This is a genomic window from Qipengyuania sp. B-5 (assembly GCF_056857815.1).
In genome coordinates this window covers 213,109-228,471 of record NZ_JBSXNU010000053.1, presented here as the reverse complement: position 1 = coordinate 228,471, position 15,363 = coordinate 213,109, and the positions used below count along the sequence as shown (strand labels likewise).

Annotated in this window: 16 protein-coding genes and 1 tRNA gene; 8 read left to right on the top strand and 9 right to left on the bottom strand. The window is 58.5% G+C overall.

Features of this window, described 5'->3' with window-relative positions; all coding sequences use genetic code 11:
* Positions 1 to 150: 150 nt before the first annotated feature.
* From trpC to AC13CE_RS13355, 7 genes are read right to left on the bottom strand one after another with little or no spacing between them, the layout of a single operon-like run.
* On the bottom strand, positions 151 to 936 hold the full coding sequence (gene trpC / locus AC13CE_RS13385) for an indole-3-glycerol phosphate synthase TrpC (protein WP_221539992.1): 786 nt from the start codon (positions 934 to 936) through the stop codon (positions 151 to 153).
* Complete coding sequence (gene trpD / locus AC13CE_RS13380) at positions 933 to 1,925, bottom strand: anthranilate phosphoribosyltransferase (protein WP_221539993.1); 993 nt, start codon at positions 1,923 to 1,925, stop codon at positions 933 to 935. The genes trpC and trpD overlap by 4 nt, the downstream gene beginning before the upstream one ends.
* Complete coding sequence (locus tag AC13CE_RS13375; RefSeq protein WP_221539995.1) at positions 1,922 to 2,536, bottom strand: anthranilate synthase component II; 615 nt, start codon at positions 2,534 to 2,536, stop codon at positions 1,922 to 1,924. The genes trpD and AC13CE_RS13375 overlap by 4 nt, the downstream gene beginning before the upstream one ends.
* Before the next feature lie 60 nt (positions 2,537 to 2,596).
* Positions 2,597 to 3,559, bottom strand: a complete 963-nt coding sequence (pip, locus tag AC13CE_RS13370) for a prolyl aminopeptidase (protein WP_221539996.1) — start codon at positions 3,557 to 3,559, stop codon at positions 2,597 to 2,599.
* A complete protein-coding gene (locus AC13CE_RS13365; protein ID WP_221539998.1) occupies positions 3,552 to 4,397 on the bottom strand; it encodes a phosphodiester glycosidase family protein in 846 nt (281 codons plus the stop codon). Before AC13CE_RS13365 ends, pip begins: the two co-directional genes overlap by 8 nt.
* Positions 4,394 to 5,896 carry an anthranilate synthase component I gene (trpE, locus tag AC13CE_RS13360; protein ID WP_482972687.1) on the bottom strand — a complete coding sequence of 501 codons (1,503 nt, stop codon included), beginning with the start codon at positions 5,894 to 5,896 and terminating at the stop codon, positions 4,394 to 4,396. Before trpE ends, AC13CE_RS13365 begins: the two co-directional genes overlap by 4 nt.
* A gap of 20 nt (positions 5,897 to 5,916) precedes the next feature.
* Positions 5,917 to 7,854: a SurA N-terminal domain-containing protein gene (locus AC13CE_RS13355; protein WP_221540043.1), complete on the bottom strand. Its 1,938-nt coding sequence runs from the start codon at positions 7,852 to 7,854 to the stop codon at positions 5,917 to 5,919.
* Positions 7,855 to 8,069: 215 nt separating this feature from the next.
* On the opposite strand from AC13CE_RS13355, the gene tpiA reads away from it, so the two are divergent.
* The 3 genes from tpiA to AC13CE_RS13340 all read left to right on the top strand — a co-directional run bounded on the left by tpiA (position 8,070) and on the right by AC13CE_RS13340 (position 11,006).
* Positions 8,070 to 8,831, top strand: a complete 762-nt coding sequence (gene tpiA, locus AC13CE_RS13350; RefSeq protein ID WP_221540000.1) for a triose-phosphate isomerase — start codon at positions 8,070 to 8,072, stop codon at positions 8,829 to 8,831.
* A 79-nt stretch (positions 8,832 to 8,910) separates the two neighbouring features.
* Positions 8,911 to 9,270 (top strand): preprotein translocase subunit SecG, encoded by a 360-nt coding sequence (gene secG, locus AC13CE_RS13345; RefSeq protein WP_221540002.1) that lies wholly within the window; start codon positions 8,911 to 8,913, stop codon positions 9,268 to 9,270.
* Between the two features lie 101 nt (positions 9,271 to 9,371).
* Entirely contained in the window at positions 9,372 to 11,006 is a 1,635-nt protein-coding gene (locus tag AC13CE_RS13340) for a CTP synthase (protein WP_221540004.1), read from the top strand.
* Positions 11,007 to 11,379: 373 nt separating this feature from the next.
* Here the strand turns inward: AC13CE_RS13340 and AC13CE_RS13335 are convergent, their stop codons facing one another.
* The gene (locus tag AC13CE_RS13335; protein ID WP_221540005.1) at positions 11,380 to 11,847 is read right to left on the bottom strand and encodes an Hsp20 family protein; all 468 of its coding nucleotides are present in this window, start codon (positions 11,845 to 11,847) and stop codon (positions 11,380 to 11,382) included.
* Positions 11,848 to 12,014: 167 nt separating this feature from the next.
* Between AC13CE_RS13335 and grxC the strand changes: the two genes are divergently transcribed.
* The 5 genes from grxC to AC13CE_RS13310 all read left to right on the top strand — a co-directional run bounded on the left by grxC (position 12,015) and on the right by AC13CE_RS13310 (position 13,970).
* On the top strand, positions 12,015 to 12,281 hold the full coding sequence (gene grxC, locus AC13CE_RS13330) for a glutaredoxin 3 (protein WP_221540007.1): 267 nt from the start codon (positions 12,015 to 12,017) through the stop codon (positions 12,279 to 12,281).
* A complete protein-coding gene (locus tag AC13CE_RS13325) occupies positions 12,278 to 13,093 on the top strand; it encodes a carbon-nitrogen hydrolase family protein (protein WP_221540009.1) in 816 nt (271 codons plus the stop codon). Before grxC ends, AC13CE_RS13325 begins: the two co-directional genes overlap by 4 nt.
* A gap of 6 nt (positions 13,094 to 13,099) precedes the next feature.
* The gene (locus tag AC13CE_RS13320) at positions 13,100 to 13,564 is read left to right on the top strand and encodes a DUF1178 family protein (RefSeq protein ID WP_221540011.1); all 465 of its coding nucleotides are present in this window, start codon (positions 13,100 to 13,102) and stop codon (positions 13,562 to 13,564) included.
* 39 nt (positions 13,565 to 13,603) lie between these two features.
* Positions 13,604 to 13,680: transfer RNA gene (locus AC13CE_RS13315), tRNA-Arg, on the top strand.
* Positions 13,681 to 13,754: 74 nt separating this feature from the next.
* Positions 13,755 to 13,970 (top strand): hypothetical protein, encoded by a 216-nt coding sequence (locus AC13CE_RS13310; protein WP_221540013.1) that lies wholly within the window; start codon positions 13,755 to 13,757, stop codon positions 13,968 to 13,970.
* Between the two features lie 453 nt (positions 13,971 to 14,423).
* Here AC13CE_RS13310 and AC13CE_RS13305 read toward each other — a convergent pair whose 3' ends face one another.
* Positions 14,424 to 15,302, bottom strand: a complete 879-nt coding sequence (locus AC13CE_RS13305) for a mechanosensitive ion channel family protein (protein WP_345719455.1) — start codon at positions 15,300 to 15,302, stop codon at positions 14,424 to 14,426.
* Positions 15,303 to 15,363 lie beyond the last annotated feature (61 nt).

Below are 15,363 nucleotides of genomic sequence, written 5' to 3'. Positions count from 1 at the left end.
GCCTTGGGATCCTGAACCGGGTGGACGACATGGACCACAGTCCTGACGAGAAAAATCGACCCATTGCCAGGTCAGCCGCTCGGGCAGATGGGGTTGGGTAGGGGTGAGACATTTTTAGCCTCATGCCATTTTCTCAACTGGTAGGACAGTCTAACCCTGCAATAGCGCCCGCGTCGCAGCCTCTACATCGCCCTGCCGCATGAGGCTCTCGCCGACGAGAAAGCTGCGGACGCCGGATCGCGCAAGACGCTGGCAGTCCCGATGGGTGTCGATCCCGCTTTCGCCGACAAGAAGGGTGCCTGCTGGTGCACGGGAGGAAAGTTCTTCCGTGATGCGAAGATCAGTCTCGAACGTCTTGAGATTACGATTGTTCACTCCAAGAAGCCGTGACTTCAATCCAGCCGCGCGTTCCATCTCAATGGCATCATGGACTTCGACAAGAACGTCCATCCCCCGATCAATCGCAGCCGCCTCGATCTCGATCATCTGCGCATCTTCGAGTGCGGCAACGATAATCAGGATAGCGTCGGCGCCGATCGCCCGTGCCTCTGCCACTTGCCAGGGATCGACCATGAAATCCTTGCGTAAAACCGGCAATGAGCATGCTTCGCGAGCGGCGACCAGGTAATCCTCGTGTCCCTGGAAATAGGGCGCGTCGGTCAGGACCGAAAGGCAGGCGGCACCGCCGGCCTCGTAAGCCCGCGCATGATCGGCAGGGTGAAAATCGGCACGTATCAGCCCCTTCGACGGACTGGCCTTCTTGATCTCGGCAATCAATCCAAAGCCGCTGTCCTGCGCCGCTTCCAGAGATCGCAAGAAACCGCGCGGCTCACCTTGTTCCCGAGCGAGGGCATCCAGATCGGCAAGGCTCCGCTCTGCCTTGCGGACAGCCACTTCATCGCGCTTGGTTGCACAGATCTCCGCGAGCTTGTTCATTGCGCGAGTTCGATCCAGTCGGCCATCAGTTGCTTGGCCCGGCCAGAATCGATTGCCTCGCCGGCCATCTCTGCACCTTCTGTCCAATCGGTAGTTTTCCCCGCGACGATTAACGTGGCGGCGGCGTTGAAGAGTACTGCATCTCGGTAGGGCCCTGGTGCGCCCATCAGCAATGCTTCCAGCGCCTTGGCATTATGCTGAGGATCGCCTCCACGGATCGCTTCGACGGGGGCGTGCGGCAGGTTCGCCTGCACCGCGACGACCCGGCGCATTTCGAAATCATTGCCTTTCACATCGGCCAATTCGTTACCGCCCGCGAGGCTGAGCTCATCAAGGCCCTCGTCACCTGAAGCGATGAAGGTGCGCTCGGTCCCAAGCCTCGCCTTGGCTGCGGCATAGATCGGGACATAGGCCGGCCGTGCAATACCGATCAGTTGTCGCTTCACACCTGCCGGATTGGACAGGGGGCCCATCAGGTTGAATATCGTGCGTACACCCAGTTTCTGGCGGATTGGCTGGATGCGGCCCATCGCCGGGTGATGATTCTTGGCGAAGAGGAAACAAATTCCCAGTTCATTCAGAGTCTTTTCTGCGGTTCTTCCTGCAGCTTCCATGTCAAGGCCGAGCGCCTCCAGCGTATCGGCGGCTCCCGACTTGGAGCTTGCTGCACGATTGCCATGCTTTGCCACCGGCACGCCGCAGGACGCGACCAGAAGGCTTACTGCTGTCGATACGTTGAGGGTGTGATGCCCGTCTCCCCCGGTCCCGCAACAGTCGACTGTACCGTCAGGCGCATCGATCGGGATCAGACGCTCGCGAAGGGCACGCGCCGCCCCGGCGATCTCTTCGGACGTTTCGCTACGCGCTGACATCTCGGCCAGAAAGCGACCAATAGATTCATCGTCGATCTCACCATCGAGAATCCACCCGAACACTTCGTGCGCTTCGGTCTCGTTAAGATGCGTCGTAGCTGAGGGAAGATTTTTCATACGCGCACCTTGGTGTCGATCCCGCACATGGCAAGGAAGTTGGCGAGCAATGCGTGGCCATGTTCTGTGGCTATGCTTTCGGGATGAAACTGGACGCCGTGGATAGGTAGCGTGCGGTGGCGAAAGCCCATCACGCTGGAACCGTCGAGTCCGGGTGTCTCGCTCGTGGCGTTGACTACCAGGCAATCGGGAATCTCCTCGACCACCAATGAATGATAGCGCGTTGCTGTGTAAGGGGAAGGCAGTCCTGCGAAGACACCAGACCCATCATGCGTCAGTGCACTGGTTTTGCCGTGCATGAGGCCACCGCGAACTACGCTGCCACCGAAATGCTGACCGATCGACTGATGACCGAGGCACACGCCCAGCAAGGGTTTTCCCGCCTCGGCGCAAGCGGCAACGAGATCGAGGCTGACGCCAGCCTCGTTCGGCGTGCACGGGCCGGGCGAAATGAGGTAGCCCGCCGCGTCACGCTGGAGAGCCTCGGCAGCCGTCACCGCATCGTTGCGCACCACTTCGACCTCCGCACCCAGTTCCATAAGATAGTGGACGAGGTTGAAGGTGAAGCTATCGTAATTGTCGATGACGAGGATGGAGTGATTGGCGGTCATTTCGGCGCGTGATTGCGGGCAGTCTGCATTCCTTTCAAGCAAGGAAAGCTGCCTGACGTCTCATCCTTCCTTGCCGGCAAGCTTGTCGGTCGCGCGAACGAGGCCGTCTATAATGCCCGGTTCACCAGCGGAGTGACCGGCATCCTGGACAATCCAGAGCTCTGCTTCGGGCCAGGCCTTTTTCAATTCCCAGGCTGATGTCGGCGGAGTGCAAATATCATGGCGACCCTGCACGATGATGCCCGGAATGTTCTTGATCTTGCCGACATTCTTGAGAAGTTGCGCTTCTTCGAGAAAGAAATCCTTGAGGAAGAACTTCGCGCAAATCCGCGCGAAAGGCACTGCCTTGGCGGGATCGGCGAAGCTGCCCAGCAGTTCTTCGTTGGGCAGCAGCGTCGCAACGTTTCCTTCCCACAACGACCACTCACGCGCCGCATCAAGACGGGTTTGCTCGTCGTCGCTGGTCAGCCTGTCGTAATAGGCTTGAACGAGATTGCCGCGCTCTTCTTCCGGAATAAGGCCGGCAAAATCGTCCCACTGCTCGGCCATGATTTCACTGGCGCCATAGGAGTAGAGCCAGTCTTTCTCCTTCTGGCGACCCAGGAAAACGCCGCGCAGCACGATCTCGCTGACCCGGTCAGGATGGCTCTGGGCATAGGCGAGGGCAAGGGTCGCACCCCAGCTACCGCCGAATGCCTGCCACTTCTCATGACCGCACATCTTTCTCAGGCGCTCGACATCTTCGACAATCCGCCAGGTATCGTTGTTCTCGATCTCGGCAAAGGGAAGCGATTGGCCGCAGCCGCGCTGGTCGAACAGAAGCACGTCATAAAGTTCCGGGTCCCACTGACGTCGGTGATCGGGCGACATACCGCCCCCGGGTCCACCATGCAGGAATACGGCCGGTTTCGCCCCGGGAGTCCCGACACGTTCGTAGTAGAGCGAGTGCCCTTCGCCGACATCCAGCATACCAGTCTCATACGGCTCGATCTCGGGGTAAAGAGTGCGGCCATATTCAATCATTGTTCTGTTCCTTCCTCTCGACCACGACGATCGGGCCGATGGGGGCGCCGGTATCCAGACGGCCGGTCGCAGGGTTCCATAGCGCCGACACATTGCCATCGAGATAGAGCGCGTTCTTGACGGACAATTCGTCACGATAGAAACGCGCTATCTTGCCGAAACTGATCGCGGCGTTCGAAATAACGAAATGCGCGCGCCCTTTATCGTCGACACCAACTGCGTTGCGTACAAGTCGCGATTCACCGTCCCGGGACAATTCCGGATGGAGCTTGCCGTCGATTACAAGCATCGGTCCGGACTGCGTACCGAACTGAGGGCGTTCGCGAACATTGGCCAAAAAATCTTCGGTCGAACGCACTTCCCATGTGTCGCCACTTCCGAAGAAGACCCCATTGGGCTTCATATGGAAATTGCCTTCGCCATCGGCAGTGTTGAGCGTCTGGAGCCGCTCACCATCCTCGACGAAATAGCCCACCGGCTTTCCATCTTCGTCGAACATTCCGGCATTCATCGCAAAAGCGATCGCGTCGGCGCTATGATCTTTCGAATATGCGGTAAGACTTCGGTAGGGAGATTCCCCGGAGGGCCCCAAATCCATCGCGATCCGGTGCCGGGCGGGCGTCGCAAGACAGTGGGTGAGGGGTGTATCCTCGAAAATGATCGAACGGCAGGCGCTTTCCACCTGTGTAGTACCCGTAGCCGTCTCGCTGGGGCTCGGCGTGGGACTGGGCGAACCGGTTTGCCCGTCGATCCGCGTCCGCGTTACAGGTTCGCCCTCCGGTGCAGGATCGCAGGCGGAAAGAGTGAGCAGGCAGAGCGTGAGAATTGCGTATTTCATTGTCCGTAACCGGGTTCCTGAGCGAGGCGCACGGCCTCGCGTGCTGCAGCGAATAGCGCACCGGACTTCGCTTCGCACTCGCGTTGTTCGCTTGCGGGGTCGCTGTCCGCAACTATTCCCGCCCCCGCCTGCACATGCATCGTACCGTCTTTCACAATGGCAGTGCGCAGGACGATACAGCTGTCCAGCGACCCATCAGGGGCGAAATAACCGACACCGCCTGCATAGGGGCCCCGGGTCGCGGGCTCGAGTTCGGCGATAATCTCGCAAGCTCGAATTTTCGGTGCTCCGCTGACCGTGCCTGCAGGAAAACCTGCGAACAGCGCGTCGAGCGCATCGTTCGAAGGATCGAGCTCTCCTACCACGTTACTTACGATATGCATCACATGGCTATAACGCTCGACCGCAAAGCTATCCGTCACAGATACGCTGCCGCTTACCGCGACGCGCCCCACATCGTTGCGCCCCAGATCAAGCAACATAAGGTGTTCTGCGCGTTCCTTGGGGTCGCTCAGGAGTGACGCTTCGGCTGCGCGATCCTCCTTTTCATTAAGACCCCGAGGGCGTGTGCCGGCAATCGGACGGACTGTTACTTGTCGATCGCGAACCCGGACGAGGATTTCCGGACTCGATCCGACCACCGCGAATCCCGGCAAATCCAAGAAGTAGAGAAACGGCGAAGGGTTCACGCGGCGCAACGAGCGATAAAGCGAGAAAGGCGGCAATTCGAATGGCGCGGTAAAGCGCTGCGACAACACTACCTGAAAGATGTCCCCGGCTCGAATATACTCTTTCGCCCGATCGACCATGGCGAAATAGTCTTCGGGCGTCATGGTAGGCTTCGCCTCCGGGAGGGGATGATCGGCAGCGGCCGAGGTACGGCGCTCGATACTGTCATTGATACCCGCCAGTGCAGCGTCGATTCTCTCGCTCGAAAGTTCCAGTTGCGCTGCGGCATCGTCCCCCTGCGGCCAGAGAGGAGCGATGCAGTACAATTCATCCTTCAGGCCATCGAACACCAGCAGAAGAGTCGGCCGAACAAATAGCAGGTCAGGCAGATCGAGAGGCTGCTCGCTGGGTCGTGGCAGCTTCTCGACGAGCGTGATGGTCTCGTAGCCGAAATATCCGACCAAACAGGCAAGGGCGGGCGGCAAACCTTCGGGAACGTCGATACGGCACTCCGCCAATAGAGTACGCAGTTCGTCAAGGGTACTGCCTTCGCATTTCTCGAAGGAGTCGAGGCCCTTTTTCCAATCCCGGTTGATCTCCGCCTGGTCACCTGACGCGCGAAAAACGAGGTCGGGGTCGAGGCCGAGCAGACTATAGCGTCCGCGCACCTCACCACCTTCCACAGACTCCAGAAGAAAGTCGCCGCGGCCCTCTCGCATCAGACGTGAGGCTGCCCCCACCGGGGTTATCGTATCGGCAACGACCTTGCGCCAAACGAGCGCAGGGCGCCCTTCCTTAAGCGACTCCAATGCCCTTGCGCGGCCTTCCATCTGGCCAGTCAAGGGCGGCCTCAGTTGCTTTCGCCGAGAAGCTGGCGACGCACGGCCGCTATAGCTTCAGCATTGCGTTCAACCCCAAGCTCGGCGCGCATCGCAGCAAGCATCTGCTCAGCATATTCGTTGCCCCACGACTGGCCGACCTGAGTTCGGGCTTGGGCGATCAGGGGATCGTTTTCCTCGAGATCTTCAAGTGTAATATCTTCGAGATCGACCACGAACCAACCCTGGTCACCAGTGCCCTCAAGCTTTTTGACCGATCCTTCGGCCATTCCGAAAAGCAACGCGATGGGAGCCGGAACTCGGGTGGAACCAAGCCGTGCCAGTTCCTCGCGACTGTAATTGACTGGCTGGGGAGGGCGGATCGCAGCTTCTTCGGCGGCGACAGCAGCCGCAAGATCTTGCCCGCCTTCGACTCGCTTCAGGATGCGATTGGCGGCGGCCTCTGCGGCCTGATCTCCACGTACCCGGCGCCATTCGGCAATGACTTCGTCACGGATCTGGGCAAGAGGTGCGACGGCCGAAGGCGCGATGTCGGCAACTTCGTAGATCAGGAAAGTCTGCTGGTCAGGAAGAGCTCCGATTTCAGAATCACCTTCGTCGATCTGAAAAGCATAGTCCAAGACGGATCCCAGGATGGCAGGAGCCTCGTTCGAAGTTCCGTAAACGCGGCCCGCTGCGGTGATGGCCGGACTGGTTTGGAGTTCCAGATCCAGTTCTTCCACTATCGACGTGAGCGATGCACCATCGGCAAGCCTGTCTTCGATGCTGACCGCGAGCTCTGCAATGCCGCGCTGACGCTTGGTCTCTCTCAAGGTCTCTTCAATCCCGGCCCGGGCCTGCGCCAGGCTTTGCGCCGGCTGGGTATCAACCGCTCTAACACGAGCGATATGCCATCCCAGTGAACTGCGTGCAGGCGTTGTCACTTCGCCCTGCGCGGCGGAAAAATATGCATCGGCCACCCCGGCTGACGCCGCACTGAGAATATTCGAGCGCTCCTGATCGTCGAGCTCTGTTGTCCGGAGCCCGGCGCTCGCAGCGGCCTGTGCGAAGCTCTCTCCGGCGCGCACACGCGAGGCAATAGCCTCTGCTCCTTCGCGTGTCGGGACGATAAGCTGGGTGAAGCTTCGTGCTTCTCTCGCTGCAAAGTCCCCGGCATTTTCTCGGTAAAATGCGGCAACTTCCGCATCAGTGGGCTCGACACTGTCCCCAAGCGCGGCGCTGTCGAAGGTGGCATAGCGAATTACCCGGCGTTCCGGCCGGACGAAGCGGGTGCGGTTTTCGGTGTAGAACTCGGAAAGTTGCGCATCCGTCGGATCGCCATCCGGTGCAAAGAGGCTCGCCGGAATTGTCGCAATCGCGCCCCTGCGACGCTCCTTGAAGCTGCGTGCATAGGTTCGAGCGATGGATTCAGGTATTTGAGCCCCGTAGATCGCAGGGAAAATGGACTGCTGGAAATAGAGCGAGGTGCGAATTTGTTGCCTGATCTGGCTGTCGGTCAGGCTGTTGGTGCGGAGGAAGGCGTTGTAGGCATCGGTGTCGAATTCCCCGCTCGGCCCCCGGGCTGCCGGAATCTGGCGAATTTCGCTATTTACCAGATTTGTGCCCGCGCGAAGACCATTGGATTCGCCCCAGTCCATCAATGCATAGCGGGTAATTAGATCATCAAGCACACGATCCAGACCTCCCTCGGCAAGCAGGGTTTGCATGGTTGCTTCGGGATTCTCCTGCCTGGCCTGTGCCAATGCATCGTTTACCGCCTGATTCAGTTCTGCCGTTCCTATTTTCGCATCGCCAACGACAGCGACACTATCGCCCCCGGCAACACCGCCGAATGTGCCGGTGTTCGAAACATCCATACTGGCGAAGGCAAATCCGATCAGTGCAAGGAATGCGAGGGCGATGGCCAGACCGATCTTCGTCTTGAAGAAATTCCGGAAAAAAGTGAGCATGGCTTGCGAACGGGCCTTTTCATGTACTTTGGGGCGCGCCACTTCCGACAGGAGGCGACCGATCACCGGTTGAGCAGCGCGCTTTATCCGCCATGCGACCTCGCCGCAACAGGTCCTGTCCGGTTTTGACCTATAAACAAACCACGTCTAGCGGAGCGACTTTCACCGCCTATATAGCGCCCGCCTAATCAAGATTCGCGATTGGAACACCAAATATGGCCGAGCGGCCCTACATTGTTGGCAACTGGAAGATGAATGGCACAAGGGCGATGCTTTCCGAAGCACGCGCCATCGACCGAGCCGCACAGCGTTACATGAAAGCGGAGGTCGCCGTTGCGCCCCCCTATACTCTTATTCACGCTGTCCACCGAGAAGTAGAACAGATCGGAGTGGGTGCCCAGGATTGCTTCCCGGGGGAAGACGGTGCTCATACCGGTGATATTTCAGCCACGATGATTGCCGATGCCGGCGCGAAGTTCGTAATCCTCGGACATAGCGAGAGGCGTGCCGATCATAGTGAAACAGAAAGCCAGATAAACGCCAAGATCGAGAGCGCTCTTGAAGCCGGATTGCGCATCATCCTGTGTTGCGGCGAGACGCTGCCGACTCGCGAAAAGGGCGAAGCCGAGACCTTCGTACTCGAACAGCTTCGTGCCAGTTTGCCCAAGATCGAGGATGCGGCTGAGCGATTGACGGTAGCCTATGAACCTGTCTGGGCGATCGGCACCGGCAAGACAGCGACGCCTGACGATATCGAAGCCATGCACAAGGCAATTCGGGGCCTTCTCGACGAGACTTACGGTGAGGATCATTCTGCCCAGGTCCGTATTCTCTATGGCGGCTCGGTAAAACCGGACAATGCCCGCGAAATCCTCTCTATCCCGGAAGTGGGCGGCGCGCTCGTAGGGGGCGCAAGTCTCTCGGCGGAGAGTTTCCTCGGTATTGTGGTCGCTGCTTCGGAATCCGAAGAAGCCTGAACCGATAGCCGCACCTTGCCGTGAGGCCGCGTCGCGACTAGATGCGCTGCAGCACACTTATCGATAGAGTAGTCTACCCATGTTCCTCTTCCTTACCGTCGTCCAGGCGATCATCGCAGCGGCCCTGATCGCCGTCATTCTTATGCAACGGAGCGAGGGCGGCGGTCTTGGCATCGGGGGCAGCCCGAGCGGTATGTTGAGTGCACGCGGAGCAGCCGACTTCCTCACCCGGTCGACCAAGTGGCTGGCCGTTGCGTTTGTCGCACTGTCGATCGCTTTGGCTGCCCTGGCGGTCGAAGGTGTCGGTTCGGATACGATCGAATCGACGCTCGACCGTTCGGTGACGCCTGCTGAAACCGATCCGCTGGGCGGACCGGGCACGGCTCCGGCTGCGCCGACAGATGCTCCCGTGACAAACGATGATCCACTCGCCGAATAGGCGTTATTGACCCATTTCGCATGCGCTCTGTGGATGGCGCGCTTGATTGCGCGCCTTTTCGCTTGCGCCGACTCAACCCGCACGCTTAAGGCCCGACTCCCATGGCGCGGTATATTTTCATCACCGGCGGCGTGGTCTCCTCGCTCGGTAAAGGTCTCATGGCGGCTTCTCTGGCTGCGCTGCTGCAGGCGCGCGGTTACAAGGTCCGCATCCGCAAGTTCGATCCTTACCTGAACGTCGACCCGGGAACGATGAGCCCGTATCAACACGGCGAAGTCTTTGTGACCGACGACGGCGCAGAGACCGATCTCGACCTTGGGCACTACGAACGCTTTACCGGCGTTTCCGCCCATCAGGGTGATAATATCACTTCCGGTCGCGTCTATCAGCAGATCATCGCGAAGGAACGGCGCGGGGACTATCTCGGTGCGACCGTCCAGGTAGTTCCGCACGTCACCGATGCAATCAAGGAGTTCGCGCTGGCCGGGCAGGACGATCACGATTTCATCCTGTGCGAGATCGGCGGTACGGTCGGCGATATCGAGAGCCTTCCGTTCATGGAAGCGATTCGTCAGCTCCGTAACGAGCTGGAGCCTATGCAGTCACTCAGCGTCCATGTGACGCTGGTCCCCTATATCGCAGCGGCGGGCGAGCTGAAAACCAAGCCTACCCAGCATTCCGTGCGGGAACTGGCGAGTCTTGGTATCAAGCCCGATGTCTTGCTCTGCCGGGCGGAGCATCCCATTCCTGATAGCGAACGTCAGAAGATTTCGAACTTCTGCAATGTCCGCAAGGAAGCCGTCATCCCCGCGCTGGATGCACCGTCGATCTATTCTGTTCCGTTACAGTATCATGCAGAAGGACTGGATACCGAGGTGCTGCGCGGCTTCGGTATCACCGATGCGCCCGACCCGGATCTGTCGCGCTGGTATGATGTCGTCGATCGCCATTCCAATCCGGAAGGCGAGGTGACCATCGGCGTGGTCGGCAAGTATGTCGGATTGCAGGATGCCTACAAGTCACTGAACGAAGCGCTGATCCATGGAGGCATGGCGCACCGCGTCAAAGTCAATATCAAGTGGATCGACGCCGAGGTCTTCGAGCAAAGCGATGGCGAGATTGCTGCGCAACTCGAGCCCATGCACGGCATCCTCGTACCCGGCGGCTTCGGTGAGCGCGGCAGCGAGGGCAAGATTGCCAGTGTGCGTTTCGCGCGCGAGCGGAAAGTGCCGTTCCTGGGAATTTGCCTGGGCATGCAGATGGCCTGTATCGAGGGTGCCCGCACAGCCGGTCTGGATAAGGCCAGCTCGACGGAATTTGGCGAAACCACCGAACCGGTAGTCGGCATCATCACCGAATGGATGAGCGAAGAGGGACTTCAGAAGCGCGAGAAGGGGGGGGACCTCGGTGGCACGATGCGGCTTGGTGCATACGATGCGAAACTGGCAGCCAACAGTCATGTTTCTTCGATCTATGGCGGCACGACCGATATTTCGGAGCGTCACCGGCACCGGTACGAGGTCAACGCGGCTTACATCGAACCGCTCGAAAAGCAGGGTTTGATCTTTTCCGGCATGTCACCCGACGGCCTGCTACCGGAAATCGTCGAGCGACCCGACCATCCCTGGTTCGTAGGCGTACAATTCCATCCCGAACTCAAGTCCAGACCGTTCGAGCCGCACCCCCTGTTTGCGGGCTTTATTGGAGCGGCACTCGAGCAAGCGCGCTTGGTCTGAAATATTTTTCGCACCAAGGCGCCAGATCTAAGTGCCTGATATGTTGCACTGTACCCAAGAGCATTTGTAGGCACGCGACACATCGTCACGTCTATTGCTCGCGACGCCGCTTTATCTTTTGTTACAATTAATGCAGGACGCCCGCGACTCGGTTTCAAAAAGCTATTGAGTGCACGAGGTTTTCGCTGAGCGCGCAAGTGGTGGGACTTGCCTCGAACCCGGTCGTCTTCTGCGACCCGGACGGCCGAATCCGAGGCTTGGCGGCGCTAGTCGTCGCGGGGGCGGTGCCATTGGTGCCGTCCCCATTCTTTATCCGGCACAGAAAAAGCGGCGCCTCCGGAAAGGCGCCGCTCTCTCTATATATCCGATCCGATCAGGCTGCGGCAGTTTCGTCGTCGTCCTTGACGATTTCGAGAGCTTGCTTGCCGCCGATCGAAATCTTCTTTGGCTTCATCGCGTCGGGCACTTCACGCACGAGATCTATTATCAGCATGCCATCCTTGAGGTCGGCAGCCTTGACCCGTACATAGTCCGCCAGATCGAACCGACGTTCGAAACCGCGGTTTGCAATGCCGACATGCAGCATTTCGCCTTCGGGCTGGTCGTCGCGCTTGCGTCCTTGAATTACCAGAAGGTTCTGCTGCGCGGTAATGTCGAGATCTTCGGCGCGAAAGCCGGCCACCGCGAGTGTGATGCGGTACTCATCATCATCGCAGCGTTCTATATTGAAAGGTGGATAGTTATCGCCCCCGGCGTTGCGCGCCTGACGCTCCATCAGGTCGAACAGACGGTCGAAACCGACGGTGGAGCGGCGATAAGGGGTGGTGTCGAAACGGTTCATCGAAACAAATCCTCCAATGAGCAATTTGAGTGTGTAAAAGGGGCCCATCAGTGGCACCCCCGCGCTGCCGCACCATGCGACGGCACAACCAAGATAATCTCTTCCAAATTGCTTTCAAGCAGAGCCTGCAAGCCCTATTCATGAACAGGAACCCAAAAGGATATTAAATGAACCAGCCGCGTATCGACATCTACACCAAGTTCGGTTGCGGGTACTGCTTCCGCGCCAAGCGCCTGCTCGATGAAAAAGGTGCGGATTACGAGGAACACGATATCACCATGGGCGGCCCCAAGCGTGAGGAAATGCTCCAGCGGGCACCTCAAGCTCGTACGGTTCCGCAAATCTTTATCGGCGAAACTTACGTCGGTGGGTCCGATGAACTCGCAGCGCTCGAACGCGCCGGGAAGCTGGACGCGCTGCTCGAGGCTGAATGACCCGTATAGCCGTCCTTCAAACGACTACCGGCATTGACCCCAAGGCGAATGCCGATCATTTGGGCAAGGCTGTTGCGCGAGCAGCAGGCGAGGGAGCGGCTATGCTCTTCACGCCCGAGATGTCAGGACTGCTCGATCGCGACCGGAGCCGCGCTGCTGCATCGATCAGCCGAGAAGAGAACGATCCGGTCCTTGGCGCAGTTCGCGAAGCTAGTGCGAAACACGGAATTTGGACATGCATTGGCTCGTTGGCGATTGATACGGGCGAGGGTAAGTGGGCAAACCGTTCACTCATCATCGATGCCTCCGGCAATATTGCCGCACGTTACGACAAGATCCACATGTTCGATGTCGATCTGGCGTCGGGGGAAAGCTGGCGCGAATCCAACGCGTATCGCGCCGGCGAGCACGTGGTGACGGTAGAGACCCCGATCGGCAAGCTCGGCCTGGCCGTTTGCTATGACCTCAGGTTTCCAGCGCTATTCGAAGCACTTGGAAATGCGCGCTGCGATGCGATCGCAATTCCGGCAGCCTTTACCGTGCCGACCGGGGAAGCCCACTGGCATGTGCTGCAACGTGCCCGGGCGATTGAGGCTAGCGCCTATGTCATAGCCGCAGCGCAAGTAGGAAATCACGAGGACGGCCGCCGAACATATGGTCACAGCCTTGCAATCGACCCTTGGGGCGAGGTGCTGCTTGACATGGGAGGGCACGAAGCCGGTCTGGGTTTGGCCGAGATAGACGCTGAAAGAATAGAACAGGTGCGTTCGCAGGTGCCCAGCCTTGCCAATCGACGCAAAATCTCCAACTAGGCGCGCATGATCGTATTCGACCTCCATTGTGACCAGGGCCACCGTTTCGAGGGCTGGTTCGGCTCCTCCAACGATTTTGATAATCAGATGGAACGGGGACTGATCGATTGCCCCGAATGTGGCAGCAAAAGTATCGGGAAGGCGCCCATGGCCCCGTCCGTCGGCACAAAGGGCAATAAACGCGAAAGCCGTCACCCTGCAAAAGAAGCGCAACTATCCAATGCACCCATGCCGCCAGAGGTCGAAAAAGCGATCAGGCAACTGGCGAACGCACAGGCAAAGGCGCTTGAGAGTAGCAAGTGGGTGGGTGACAAATTCGCCGAAGAAGCCCGCTCGCAACATTATGGCGAAAAAGATGAGACGCCGATCCACGGCAAGGCTACGCGCAAGGAAGCCGAAGAACTGGCGGCCGAAGGGATTTCGGTGGCTCCTATACTCTTCCCGATCGCCGAACCCGACCAACTCAACTGATTGCCACTCCGTCCCGAGCCGCTATAGAGCGCCTTCGGAGCGCCCGTAGCTCAGTCGGATAGAGCACCAGATTCCTAATCTGGGGGCCACAGGTTCGAATCCTGTCGGGCGCACCACCTTTTCAAAGGCTTGGTAGGGGTAAGGGAGTTATCTCGTTAAGTTGAGGCAAGGCATAGGTACAGGTGGCGGCTTGGAAAAGAAGCTAATCGACTTGAAGGCCTTCGCCAGCAAGCTTCCTCCAGAGCACGACAAACTAAAAAAGGCCGTTCGAGATGGACAGATATCCATTCTGTTCACTCTGATCCATCAACTGCGGTCGTTTTTCGATCGTGCATTCGCAGAGCGGATGATTGAGCATTTCATGCAGGCTTCGGCGTTGGTGGCGGTTCAATCGGAAGATTGGTAATTAACCCTCGCGAAGCGTCAGGCAATTCAAGGGACAGTATACTTAACTCGAGGTGGTTGCAGGCTCCGGCCCGCAACTGCTTTCCTACTCTTTCCTGTCGCGCTACCGCATCCATTGCTCTTTGAACGTCGTAAATGCAGTCCATTCGACGCCCTGCCTCCCCCCGGAGGGCACCTGCAAAAGTGTCAATCGCTGCGAGGGAAAATATTCTCTTTAATTCCAATACTTTATGCAGATTTATCCGGAGTGACATAGTGTCGCCTTCGTCACCCGCCGAGTTCCTGAGACAGGATATTCAATCGCTGGTACTGTCGGGGCAAGTCCGCTGGCTAGTAAGGAACGGGGGGCTCTGGCTCCGCATCGGTGGCGCGAAAAAGGCACGGCTGCGCCGATCGGAGACAAATTGCAGCTAGTCCGACAGACCTGCGCAGGCCAGTCTTCCCGGCACCGAGATCAGGGCGTTTTTTTACTCGTCCGTCCAAGTTGGCTGACGGGAACCGTCTCCTTGAACGTGTGAGTAACGTAGGGAAATGGGATTTCGATACCCGCTTCATCAAGCGATGCCTTGATCGCGCGAATGACCTTGTCCTTGCTCTCCCGGCCAGAGCGAGGCGTGCTACCCGCCCACCATCGCACGAGAAAATCGACCGAGCTGGAGTTGAACTCCTGTGCGAAGATGTCGACCCCCTTGCTTGCCAGCACATCGGTAACGCCCTCGACTGCGCGCCGGATAATATCGGCCGCGTGATCGAGATTGGTGTCGTAGGAAACGCCAACCACCGCATCGTATCGACGCTGTTCTACATCGGTCAGAATCTCGACCGGGTTTTTGAACAGGATCGAATTCGGCACCACCGTCAGCTCACCCGAGAGCTTGCGGACATGGGTCTCGCGCAGGGTAATGTGCTCGACCTTACCCGTGATGCCTTCACATTCGATGACGTCGCCAATCTGCATTTTTTCCCGCAGCATAATCAGTATGCCGGCGAAGAAATTCTCGAAGATATCCTGGAACGCGAAGCCGATCGCAACTGCACCTATGCCCAGGCCCGCAAGGAGGCTTGCAGCTGTAAGCCCCGGCATGACCACCACTGCAGCGATGAACAGCCCCACGATCCATATGGTCAGCCTGACCAAAGTATCGACGAGGTTTTTAAGGCTCGACCGAATTTCGGTACGGCCCACGATCATATCCGAGATGCGCACCGCGAAGCGCGCGATGATCCAAGTGATCAGAACGATCAGAAGCGATATGGCAAGGCTGGGCAAAGACGCAACGAAGGCTTCGCTCATTTCCTGCAGCTGCTCACGCAGCGTTTCGACGTAATTCACAGATGGCTCCCTTTGCACGGCAACGTTGTGCAGCGCAGCAGGTTCCAAAATGGCCAAGAAG

Excerpts from the sequence above, each read along its gene's own strand:
- trpC (WP_221539992.1), bottom strand. The coding sequence starts at position 936 with ATGAACAAGCTCGCGGAGATCTGTGCAACCAAGCGCGATGAAGTGGCT.
- trpD (WP_221539993.1), bottom strand. The coding sequence starts at position 1,925 with ATGAAAAATCTTCCCTCAGCTACGACGCATCTTAACGAGACCGAAGCG.
- AC13CE_RS13375 (WP_221539995.1), bottom strand. The coding sequence starts at position 2,536 with ATGACCGCCAATCACTCCATCCTCGTCATCGACAATTACGATAGCTTC.
- pip (WP_221539996.1), bottom strand. The coding sequence starts at position 3,559 with ATGATTGAATATGGCCGCACTCTTTACCCCGAGATCGAGCCGTATGAG.
- AC13CE_RS13365 (WP_221539998.1), bottom strand. The coding sequence starts at position 4,397 with ATGAAATACGCAATTCTCACGCTCTGCCTGCTCACTCTTTCCGCCTGC.
- trpE (WP_482972687.1), bottom strand. The coding sequence starts at position 5,896 with ATGGAAGGCCGCGCAAGGGCATTGGAGTCGCTTAAGGAAGGGCGCCCT.
- AC13CE_RS13355 (WP_221540043.1), bottom strand. The coding sequence starts at position 7,854 with ATGCTCACTTTTTTCCGGAATTTCTTCAAGACGAAGATCGGTCTGGCC.
- tpiA (WP_221540000.1), top strand. The coding sequence starts at position 8,070 with ATGGCCGAGCGGCCCTACATTGTTGGCAACTGGAAGATGAATGGCACA.
- secG (WP_221540002.1), top strand. The coding sequence starts at position 8,911 with ATGTTCCTCTTCCTTACCGTCGTCCAGGCGATCATCGCAGCGGCCCTG.
- AC13CE_RS13340 (WP_221540004.1), top strand. The coding sequence starts at position 9,372 with ATGGCGCGGTATATTTTCATCACCGGCGGCGTGGTCTCCTCGCTCGGT.
- AC13CE_RS13335 (WP_221540005.1), bottom strand. The coding sequence starts at position 11,847 with ATGAACCGTTTCGACACCACCCCTTATCGCCGCTCCACCGTCGGTTTC.
- grxC (WP_221540007.1), top strand. The coding sequence starts at position 12,015 with ATGAACCAGCCGCGTATCGACATCTACACCAAGTTCGGTTGCGGGTAC.
- AC13CE_RS13325 (WP_221540009.1), top strand. The coding sequence starts at position 12,278 with ATGACCCGTATAGCCGTCCTTCAAACGACTACCGGCATTGACCCCAAG.
- AC13CE_RS13320 (WP_221540011.1), top strand. The coding sequence starts at position 13,100 with ATGATCGTATTCGACCTCCATTGTGACCAGGGCCACCGTTTCGAGGGC.